The sequence below is a fragment of the Saccharopolyspora sp. NPDC002686 genome, assembly GCF_040295745.1.
In the GTDB taxonomy this organism is placed as follows: Bacteria; Actinomycetota; Actinomycetes; order Mycobacteriales; family Pseudonocardiaceae; genus Saccharopolyspora; species Saccharopolyspora oryzae.
Window position 1 is genome coordinate 26,097 of the sequence record NZ_JBEOVY010000027.1, and the last position, 10,272, is coordinate 36,368.

Below are 10,272 nucleotides of genomic sequence, written 5' to 3' on the forward strand. Positions count from 1 at the left end.
ATCCGATGGTCATTCGGGGGACCGGGGAATGCGCGCGAGCTCCTCCTGGATCTTTTCGCGCACGAGGTCGAGAAAAGCACCACCGGCGGGGGCCGAGTACGACATCGTCGGATCAGGGTAGATGACGACGTCCACTCGTTCTGCGGCCGAGGAGATCACGGACAGCCCGGACGACCTGCGCGCAACGTTGATCTTCACCGTGGTTGGCGCAACCCTGGCCCCAGGGCTGGGAAACGCTTGCTTCCGCACCGGTTCGCCGAGGCCGACTTTCCACAGCGAGATCGCGTTGTGGTCGACGCTGAGGATGAATCCGGCGAAGCTCAGCATGCCCAGCGTTGGACGGCACAGGAACGCGAGGCCGTTCTGACGCAGCACTGCTAAGGACCTGCGCTGGTTGCGGACCACGAGCCGCCCGTAAATCACCAGCGCGAGCAACAGCAGAAGCGCCAGCGCCACGACCAGGAGCAGGAAGATGTGCATCGACCGACTGTAACCTGGGACCTGGCCGACTACTGCCAAGATCGGCCGGAGCCTTCTTGGGCGGATTTCGACAGCGGGGCAAGGGCATTGGCAGCTTTGTGGTACCAGCATCGCCGCTCTCGCGTCTCGCGGAACACCTCGCGCGAGGACGTCTTCCCGATCAGCGGGCACTGCCGGTTGAGCAGGGTGTGGTTTCTGCGGAGAATCGGTGCTTCCGCGCCGTTCTCAGCAACGTCATGCCGGACGGTGGCTCGGTGTTTGGAGGTTCTGGTGCTCGACGTGCCAACTGGCGATGAGCAGTTGCGGATGTCCGAGCTGGCTTCCGACGCGTTGTCGATGTTCCGGGTCATCGCCTTCTTCGACGGGCTCAGCGAGTCCGCCGCCAACGCCGACGCGCTCGTGCGGTCTGCGGCGCTGCTCGCGGAGTGCCCCGTCGGTGCGCAGTGGGCATCGGGCACGGTGATCCGGTACGGGGCGCTGGGCGACCTGCTCGACGACGGATGCCCCGCGACGTCGACCACCTCGGAACCGGCTGTGTGGGTCGAACGCGGTGGCACTGCTGAACATCCGCTCGACTCGCTCCTCCTCGACCGGCTCCAGCACGCTTTGCGGGTTGCCGTGCCGCGGTCTGCGACCGGTCCGCGGTTGGGGCATCCGGGATTGCTGGAAGTGGTGCTCTCGGACAAGGAACGGCGTGAGGACCGAGTTCGGGCGGTTGGCCTGCTCGGACTCGACACCTCCAGGAAAGTGCGCGCACTCGCGCTGTCCACGACGTCGAGCAAGGACGCGGTGGAACTGGTCGCGCGCATCTGTCCGGGGCGCCTCGTGCACTCGGTCGCGGTCGGGAACTTGACGGCCGTGCTCCTGCAGGACGACAGCGACGACCGCCGGCTCGCAGAAGACTTGCACAGCGCGATCGTCGTCGAGCATCCGATGGCGCGCACCAGTGCGGACGGCGCGCGCGGCCCGTGGGTGGGGATCGGCGACCGCATGAGCGTGTACGCCGCGCCCGCGTCGTGGAAGCAGGCACGTCGAGCGCTGCGCTTCGCCTCGTCCACGGGATACGGGCGGCGGGCCGTGTCGTACGGGCGGCTGGGATCGCTGGAACTGCTCGCAGAGCTGCCGCTGAAACGCCTGCTCAACGACCCGGATGCGGCGCGCATCAACGTGATCGCGACGTCCCCGGCCGGCGAGCAGGAGGTGGCCACCTTGGAGGCCTACTGCGTGTTCGGGTCGCTCCGGCGCACCGCGGAGGAGATGCACGTGCACCACAGCACCGTCGCTGCCCGGCTCGCCCACCTCGAAGCGGAGATGGGCTGGGACCTGGCGGATCCGATGGACCGGTTCAAGGCGACGCTGGTGCTCATGGTCCGCCGGGTGACGCTGTCGTCGACGGAACTGGCCGCCTCGGAGGTGTTCGGCGAGACGTTCTGAACCGACGCGCGTCGGGCGGGCCGCGGGTACCTGCCGACGCGCGTCGGATGATCCGCCGGCGTTCCCGGGACACCATCTGACGTGACATCCGCTTGCCGCAGAAGGGAAGTTCCCGTGGCCGTCATCGACCCCAACCGCACCTGGGAAATGCTCGAGGAGCGCCTCGCCGCCACGACGAACGAGCGGCACCGCGTCGTCCTGGGCATCGTGATCGAACACATGAAGGCGGAAGCCGAACCGAACCTCGACCGCCTGATGGCGACGCTGAGCCCCGCTCCGGACTACCACTTCTGGCACGGCGGCCAGGACGTCGGCCCGACGGGCCGCGACGGGGTCCGGACGTACTACGTGGAGTTTCTCAAGACCCGCACCAACATCCTCGAGTTCACCTTGGACCGGCTGGTCGTCGACGACCACTGCGTGGTCACCGAGGGATTCCTGAAGCAGATCTACCCCGGTTCGTACGCGGCGCAGAGCGGCATCCCGGTCGATGACGAGTCGGCCGACTACCTCGTCGTCCACCGCCAGCTGATCCTGTGGCCGGTGGACGAGAACGGCCTCGTCCAGGGCGAGGACTCCTACAACGGCGGAGTGGCCAGCGTGACCAAGCTGTCCTTCGACGAGCTGCCCCAGGAGTACATCGACCTCGTGCACCCCGCCAGCGACCGAGCAGCACCGACCGCATCCTGACAGTCCGGGCGTCGGACGAGCGGCCGGGGCCTACCGCCCCGGCTGCGGTTTTCGTTGCGCAGCAAGCGCAGTTCAACTCCGATTCTTCGGATACCCAGCAGTGCTGGACCATTCGGGTGGACGCGATCAGGTTCGGGCTCGCGGCTGCGGTCGGCCTGCCTAGCATGTGCGGCGCGGTGGAGTGGTGTCCGGGAAGCGGAGCCGCACGCGGGACGGGCTTCGCGCCGATCTGCCTGCTTCGGGAGCCGATGTGGCGGACGACAGCGTTCTCAGCACGGCCGACGTCGTCAACACGCGGTTGCGCGCCAACGCGCTCGGCGTGGCCGGAATCGTGTTCCTGGTGCTCGCGGCCGTCGCGCCGCTGACCGGCATCGTCGTGGTGTCCGCCCTGGTGATCGGGCTGGGCAACGGGGGAGGAGCCCCGGTCTCGTTCTTCCTGGTGGCGATCGTGCTGCTTCTCTTCGCCGTCGGCTACGCGCAGATGTCGAAGCAGCTGGTCAACGCCAGCGGCTTCTACGCGTTCGTGGTCAAGGGCCTCGGGCGCACCGGAGGCTTGGTGGCCGGTTTGATCGCGACGGTGGGCTACAACTTCTTCGTCGTCGGCACGGTCGGCACCAGCGGCTTCTACATGCAGGCGGTCATCGCCGAGCTCACCGGCTTCGACATGCCCTGGTTCGCCTGGGGGCTGCTGTCCATCGCGGCCTGCTTCGCGCTCGCCCGCATCGGCGTGGACTTCAGTTCCCGCGTCCTCGGGGTCTCGCTCGTCCTGGAGATCCTCATCCTCTTGATCTTCGACATCTCGGTGCTGGTGCGCACGGGGTACAGCTTCTCGGCGTTCACGCCGGAGGCCGTCTTCTCGGGATCGCTGCCGATCGGGCTCCTGCTGGCGGCGACCGGCTTCCTCGGCTTCGAGGCCACCGCGTTGTTCAGCGAGGAGGCGAAGCGCCCGCTGCGCACGATTCCGCGAGCCACGTACACGGCGATCACCGCGATCGCGGTGATCCTGGGCGTCACGGCCTGGGCCGTGGTCAGCGCTACCGGAACGGCCGAGGCGCAGCGGACCGCGCTCGACCACGCGGAATCGGGAGACCTCGTCTTCTCCCTCGCCGCGACCTACCTCGGTCCGCAGCTGACCGTCGTCCTGCAGGTCCTGCTGCTGGTGAGCCTCTTCGCGGCGATGCTCGCCTTCCACAACTCCGCGAGCCGCTACCTCTACTCGCTCGGGCGGGCGCGGATCCTGCCGAACGTCCTGGCGCGAACCCGGAGCAGCGGCGCTCCGCAGGTCGCGGGACTCGTCCAGGCGATGTTCGCCGCGGGCGTCGCGGGGATCTTCGCCGCTGTCGGCGCCGACCCCATCACCTCGCTGATGCCGTCCATGATCGGCTTCGGCACGCTGAGCGTCCTCGTCCTCCAAGCCCTCGCGGGACTGTCGATCATCGTGCACTTCCGCCGAGCCCGCGACCGGCGGTGGTGGAGCACCTTCGCCGCGCCCGGGATCGGCCTGCTCGGGATGCTGTCGATCGTCGTCCTGGCGATCGCCAACTTCGACATCGTCGCCGGCTCCGATGCGGTGGCGGTGCGGCTCCTACCGCTCCTGCTCGTCCTCGCGCTCATCGGAGGCATCGCCTACAGCACGTACCTCAAGCGCACCAAACCGACCGCCTACGGCGCACTCGCCACGGACCTCGAGAAGTTCAACGCGCACGCGGATCAGTCCGGTCCGATCCCCGAAGGGGACCGGCGCTGACGAGGGCTGTCCTCGACCGCTTCGGCGGGATCGAGGCGTCCTCGTGTTCGTGGCCGATGTTGAATCTGCTGTACCGTTGCACTCGAATTCGGCAGCAGTTCCAGTGATGATCAGGTGGTGCTTCGGTGAGCGGGCAACCGGACGTGACCCTGACGCAACTGCGCTACTTCGTCGAGGCCGCGTCCGCGCTGAGCATGACCAAGGCGGCAGAGGAGCTGCGGGTCGCCCAGTCGGCCGTCTCGGCGGCGGTCGCCCAACTGGAACGGCAGGTCGGCACACCGCTGTTCATCCGCCAGCACGCGCGGGGTCTCGTCCTGACCGCGGCGGGGGAGGAGTTCCTGCGGGATGTGCGGGGGCTGCTCGCGCACCTCGGCGAGGTCCTGGACGCGGCGCGAGGCCGAGGTGACGACGTGCGCGGGCGCATCCGGCTGGCGTGCATGGTCACCCTCGTCCCGTTCGTGATGCCCGAGCTGCTCGCGGAGCTGAGCGCGGCACACCCCGGGCTCGAGGTCGAGGTCCTCGAACTCGAAGCCGGCGCGGTGAGCGCCGCGCTGCGCAGCGGCACCGTCGAGGTGGCCGTGACCTACGACCTGGGGCTCGGGCAGGGGGTGGCGCGCGAGGCCATCGCCGAGGCGCCGCCGTACGTGGTCCTGCCGCCCGACCACCGGCTCGCCGAGCTCTCGCAGGTCCGGCTGCGCGACCTGGCCGACGAGCCGATGGTGCTGCTCGACCTCCCGCACAGCCGCGAATACTTCCGCGAGTTGCTGTCCGCGGCCGGTGCGACGCCCCGCATCGCGTACCGCTCGCACAGCGTCGAGGCCGTCCGCGGGATGGTCGCGCGGGGACTGGGTTTTTCGCTGCTGAACCAGCAGCCGGTGTTCGACGGCACCTACGGCGGTGGGCGCGTCGAGTCGCGCCCCATCGCCGATGACGCGCCGTCGCTGTCGGTGGTGGTGGCGTGGATGGAGTCGGTGCGGCGCACGGCCCGGGCCCGCGCGGTCACCGACAGCGCCCGCGCGGTCGTCGAACGGCTCGGGGTGGCGACCGGGCGGCTGGGCGAGAACGTCCGCACGCCGCGCTCCTGATCCGACGACCGGTGTCGACCCTCGCCGGTGCCATCCTGCATCGGAATTGCTGATGCACTGGACCCGATATCTCTGTTTGAGTGATCACCCGGGAATGCATAGCGTCGCCTCCCAACAGCGCTGACGTCGTCCGCGCTGTTCACGGCAGGGGCGCTGACGGTCCTGCCGCCGTCCCGCGACGACCGCAGGAGGCCCTGTGTCCGAACTCGCCTCACATTCCGCCGCCGACGCCGCGCTCGACGCGACCGTCCAGACCGATCCCGCCTCGCTGCGCCGAAGCGTGGCGGCCGGTGCGATCGGCGTCTTCGTCCACTGGTTCGACTGGGCCGTCTACGCCTACCTCGCCACCACCATCGCGGCGGTGTTCTTCCCGGCCGAGAACCAGGTCGCCGGCGTGCTGTCGGTGTTCGCCGTGTTCGCGGTGTCCTTCGGCATCCGCCCGCTCGGCGCGTTGGTGTTCGGGCCGCTCGGCGACCGCATCGGCCGCCGGCGAACGCTGTCGATCGTGATCATCGTGATGTCGATCTCGACGCTCGCGATCGGTCTGCTACCGGGATACGCGACGCTCGGGATCGCTGCACCGATCCTGCTCGTCGCGATCCGGCTGGTGCAGGGCTTCGCGGCCGGCGGCGAGTTCGGCAGTGCCGCGAGCTTCCTGGCCGAGCACGCTCCCCGCGCCCGGCGAGGCTTCGGTGTCAGCTGGCTCGAGGTCGGGTCGCTGCTCGGCTTCCTGGCCGGGTCGTTCGCCTTCTACCTGCTGTCGGTCTCGCTGACGCCTGAGCAGGTCACCGCGTGGGGCTGGCGGATTCCGTTCCTGGTCGCGGCGCCGATGGGTGTGATCGGCTACGTCATCCGGACGAAGATCGAGGACACGCCGGAGTACCGGGTGCTGGAGGCGACCGGCTCGGTGTCGCGCAGCCCGATCTCCGAGCTCTTCCGCACCAATGCGCGGCAGCTGTTCCAGGCCGCCGGGATCATGACGATGATGCACGTGCTCTTCTACGCGGTGCTCACCTACCTGGTGAACTACCAGACGGACCACCTGGGTCACTCCGCCGAAAGTGCCGCGCTCCTCTCGACCTTCGTCTCGCTGCTCGGGCTCGTCCTGGTGCCCGTGTTCGGCCGGCTGTCGGACCGGATCGGTCGCAAGCCCGTCCTGGTCGGCGCCGCCGTTGCCCTGCTGGTCTCGGCCACGCCCGCTTACCTGCTGATGCAGACGGGGATGGTCGGCACCGTCGTCGCGGCACTCGGGCTGTCGGTGATCCTCTCGGCGATCCTGGGCACCCACGCCGTGTGGGCCGCGGAGATCTTCCCGACCCGGACCCGCCAGGGTGGGCTGTCGATCGCGTACAACATCACCGCCGCGCTTTTCGCCGGCACGGTGCCGTTCTTCATGACTGTCCTCATCACCGCCACCGGGAGCCTGCTGGTCCCCGGCCCTTACCTGATGGTGGCCGCAGCGATCGGGCTCGTCGCCGCGCTGAGCATGCGCGAAACCGCGGGGACCAGCTTGCTGCAGGAGCAGGACCTCGGCGCCGGAGCGGGGGTCCCGCGGGCCTCCGGATCGGTTGCGGGCAAGGGGAATTCCTGACAGCTGCGGGCCCGTCCGCACGCGATCGGGCGGCTCCGCGCAACCCATTGCATCAACAGAGCCGATGCAATGATTCGAAAACATATGCTGGTCTGTTGCAGTGAGTTCGCTCAGACTCGGATCATCGGCGGCCCCGTTGACCGGTCCGGGTGGTCGTAGAACGTCGAGACCAGCGAACGGAGGAAAGACATGTCGCAGTGCGAGACCGAGGTCCTCGTGGTCGGCGGAGGACAGGCCGGGGTGGCCATGAGCGAACACCTCAGCGCACGCGGGATCCCGCACTTGGTGCTGGAGCGCGATCGCATCGCCGAGCGCTGGCGCACCGGCCGTTGGGACTCCCTGGTGGCCAACGGCCCGGCCTGGCACGACCGCTTCCCGGGACTGCGGTTCGACGACGTCGATCCCGACGGTTTCGCCTCGAAGGACCAGGTCGCGGACTACCTCGTCGCGTACGCGGAGAAGATCGACGCGCCGATCCGCTGCGGCGTGGAAGTCCGGCACGTGCGAAAGAACTTCGGGCGCCCCGGTTTTCGCGTCGAGACCTCGGACGGCGTGATCGACGCCCGCTACGTGGTGGCGGCGACCGGCCCGTTCCAGACCCCGGTCATCCCGCCCGTCGTTCCCGAGGACGCGGGGGTGACCCAGCTGCACTCCAGCTGCTACCGCAACCCGCAGCAGCTGCCCGAAGGCGGTGTCCTCGTGGTCGGGGCGGGGTCATCGGGCGTCCAGATCGCCGACGAGCTGCAGCGCTCCGGCAAGGAGGTCCACCTGTCGGTCGGTCCGCACGACCGGCCGCCGCGGAGCTACCGGGGCCGCGACTTCTGCTGGTGGCTCGGAGTCCTCAACAAGTGGGACGCGGCAGCCCCGCCTCGCGGGGCGGAGCACGTCACGATCGCGGTCAGCGGGGCCCGGGGTGGCCGGACCGTCGACTTCCGCGCCCTCGCGGCTGAGGGCATCACCCTCCTCGGCATGACCCGTGCTTTCACCGACGGCCGGATGCACTTCGCGGACGACCTGCGCCAGAACATCGCGAACGGCGACGCCAACTACCTGAAGATGCTCGACGAGGCCGATGCCTACATCGAGCGCAACGGGCTCGACCTGCCGGAGGAACCGCAGGCCCGCGTGTTCGGGCCAGATCCGGATTGCGTGACCGACCCGATCTCTGAGCTGGACCTCGCAGAAGCCGGCATCACCTCGATCGTCTGGGCGACCGGATTCCGGTCCGACTACAGCTGGTTGGAGGTCGACGCCTTCGACGACGACGGCAAGCCGCAGCACACCCGCGGCGTGTCCGCCGAGCCCGGGGTCTACTTCCTCGGACTGCCGTGGCTGTCGCGGCGCGGGTCGAGCTTCCTCTGGGGTGTCTGGCACGACGCCGCGTACGTGGCCGAGCACATCGAGATCCAGCGCGGTTACCTCGCCTACGCCGGATCTCCCGGCACCGACTCGTCCCGGCTGGACTGGGCCCTCGAACCGACCGCCAACACGACCGGAGCAGCCTGATGCCGACCCACACCCGCATCCGCCCGTTCAACACCCGCGACACCTATCCCGAGCAGAACCTCGACAACGACCTGTGCCAGGCAGTCGTGGCCGGCAACACCGTCTACGTCCGCGGCCAGATCGGGCAGGACCTCGACACCAGCGAGTCGGTCGGGATCGGTGACGTCGGGGCCCAGGCCGAGCAGGCGATGGCGAACATCGACATGCTGCTCCGGGAGGCGGGCAGCCGGATGGAGCACCTGGTCAAGCTGACCATCTACCTGATCGACCCGCGTTACCGCGAGACCGTCTACCGGACCGTCGGCCGCTGGACCAAGGGCGTCCACCCGATCTCCACCGGTGTCGTGGTCTCCGCGCTGGCACGCCCCGAGTGGCTGTGCGAGATCGATGCCATCGCCGTGATCCCGGAGGACGACCGATGACCTTCTCCATCTCAGCCAGGCAGGACGGCCGCTTCGGGATGGCGGTGAGCTCCTCCAGCCCCGCGGTGGCCGCGCGCTGCTCGCACCTGAGGCCGGGCGTCGGCGCCGCCGCCTCGCAGAACGTGACCGATCCTCGCCTGGGCGGGCGCATCCTCGACCGCTTGGCCGTCCACGGCGATGCCCAGCTCGCGTTGCGGGAAGTCGGCGAGGGCGCGACCGATCTGGACTACCGCCAGCTGACCGCGGTCGGGCTGGCCGGGCCGACGGCCTGGTTCAGCGGTGCGCAGACCCTCGGCACCCACGGCGCCGCCGTCGGCCCGAACTCGGTTGCCGCGGGAAACCTGCTCAGCGGCAGCGGGATTCCGACGGCCATGGTCGATGCTTTCGAGTCCGCGACGGGCGAGCTCGAAGAGCGGCTGCTCGCCGCGTTGCAGGCGGCGGTCGCGGCGGGCGGAGAGGCAGGGCCGGTGCACTCGGCAGGTCTTGCCGTCGTCGCCGACGTGGAGTGGCCGGTGACGGATCTGCGGGTCGACTGGTCAGAGGCGCCGATCGACGACTTGGCCGGAGCACTGGAGATCTGGCTGCCGCAGCGCGACGACTACGTCCGCCGCGGTCTGAATCCCGCGACCGCGCCGTCGTACGGCGTCCCCGGCGACCAGTAGGAGGAACCCCATGCCGAGCACGGTGACCCGTGAGAAGGCCGCGATCCGCACCGCCGTGGATCGAGTGGCCGACGACCTGGTCGAGCTGTCGACGAGGCTGCACGCCCGGCCCGAGACCGCTTGGGAGGAGCACCACGCCGCCGCGACGGTCCCGGAGCTCCTCGATCGCCGCGGGTTCACCGTGACCGCGGACTACTTGGGGCTGGAGACCGCGTTCCTGGCCAGCTACGGCACGGGGCCGCTGCGGATCGCGTTGTGCGCCGAGTACGACGCGCTGCCCGGACTGGGGCACGCCTGCGGGCACAACCTGATCGCCGCCTCCTCGGTGGGTGCCGCGCTCGGCTTGGCCGAGGTCGCCGACGACCTCGGTCTGACCGTCGAGGTGTACGGCACCCCGGCCGAGGAGGGCGGCGGCGGCAAGATCGAGATGCTGGAGCGGGGCGCGTTCCACGACGTCGACCTGGCGATGATGGTCCACCCGGGCCCGGTCGACGTCGCAGAGGCGAGGCCGTTCGCGGTCAGCCATTCCCGGATCTCCTACCGCGGCCGGTCCGCGCACGCGGCAGCAGGCGCCCTTCGCCTTGGTCGGTCAGCCGCGCTTCGCGCTCTCGGCCTGCTCCGCCTTCTCGGCCTCCGTCCACTGCTCCGCAGTGGA

10 protein-coding genes are annotated in these 10,272 nt (G+C 69.5%); 9 read left to right on the forward strand and 1 reads right to left on the reverse strand.

Going from position 1 to position 10,272, the window contains the following annotated elements; all coding sequences use genetic code 11:
* Window positions 1-9 precede the first annotated feature (9 nt).
* On the reverse strand, window positions 10-480 hold the full coding sequence (locus tag ABTZ89_RS06010) for a hypothetical protein (RefSeq protein ID WP_351040766.1): 471 nt from the start codon (window positions 478-480) through the stop codon (window positions 10-12).
* Window positions 481-786: 306 nt separating this feature from the next.
* On the opposite strand from ABTZ89_RS06010, the gene ABTZ89_RS06015 reads away from it, so the two are divergent.
* The 9 genes from ABTZ89_RS06015 to ABTZ89_RS06055 form a co-directional block, all read left to right on the forward strand.
* Window positions 787-1,914: a PucR family transcriptional regulator gene (locus ABTZ89_RS06015; RefSeq protein ID WP_351040768.1), complete on the forward strand. Its 1,128-nt coding sequence runs from the start codon at window positions 787-789 to the stop codon at window positions 1,912-1,914.
* A gap of 114 nt (window positions 1,915-2,028) precedes the next feature.
* Window positions 2,029-2,604 carry a nuclear transport factor 2 family protein gene (locus tag ABTZ89_RS06020; RefSeq protein WP_351040771.1) on the forward strand — a complete coding sequence of 192 codons (576 nt, stop codon included), beginning with the start codon at window positions 2,029-2,031 and terminating at the stop codon, window positions 2,602-2,604.
* Between the two features lie 250 nt (window positions 2,605-2,854).
* The gene (locus ABTZ89_RS06025) at window positions 2,855-4,351 is read left to right on the forward strand and encodes an APC family permease (RefSeq protein ID WP_351040774.1); all 1,497 of its coding nucleotides are present in this window, start codon (window positions 2,855-2,857) and stop codon (window positions 4,349-4,351) included.
* Between the two features lie 125 nt (window positions 4,352-4,476).
* A complete protein-coding gene (locus ABTZ89_RS06030) occupies window positions 4,477-5,436 on the forward strand; it encodes a LysR substrate-binding domain-containing protein (RefSeq protein WP_351040777.1) in 960 nt (319 codons plus the stop codon).
* Between the two features lie 196 nt (window positions 5,437-5,632).
* Window positions 5,633-7,027, forward strand: coding sequence for an MFS transporter (locus tag ABTZ89_RS06035; protein WP_351040780.1), 1,395 nt, complete (start codon window positions 5,633-5,635; stop codon window positions 7,025-7,027).
* A 189-nt stretch (window positions 7,028-7,216) separates the two neighbouring features.
* Window positions 7,217-8,533: a flavin-containing monooxygenase gene (locus ABTZ89_RS06040; protein WP_351040783.1), complete on the forward strand. Its 1,317-nt coding sequence runs from the start codon at window positions 7,217-7,219 to the stop codon at window positions 8,531-8,533.
* Complete coding sequence (locus tag ABTZ89_RS06045) at window positions 8,533-8,955, forward strand: RidA family protein (RefSeq protein WP_270952342.1); 423 nt, start codon at window positions 8,533-8,535, stop codon at window positions 8,953-8,955. Before ABTZ89_RS06040 ends, ABTZ89_RS06045 begins: the two co-directional genes overlap by 1 nt.
* Window positions 8,952-9,617 carry a DUF1028 domain-containing protein gene (locus ABTZ89_RS06050; protein WP_351040786.1) on the forward strand — a complete coding sequence of 222 codons (666 nt, stop codon included), beginning with the start codon at window positions 8,952-8,954 and terminating at the stop codon, window positions 9,615-9,617. Before ABTZ89_RS06045 ends, ABTZ89_RS06050 begins: the two co-directional genes overlap by 4 nt.
* A gap of 10 nt (window positions 9,618-9,627) precedes the next feature.
* The coding region (locus ABTZ89_RS06055) for a M20/M25/M40 family metallo-hydrolase (RefSeq protein WP_351040789.1) at window positions 9,628-10,272 on the forward strand (645 nt) is incomplete at its 3' end.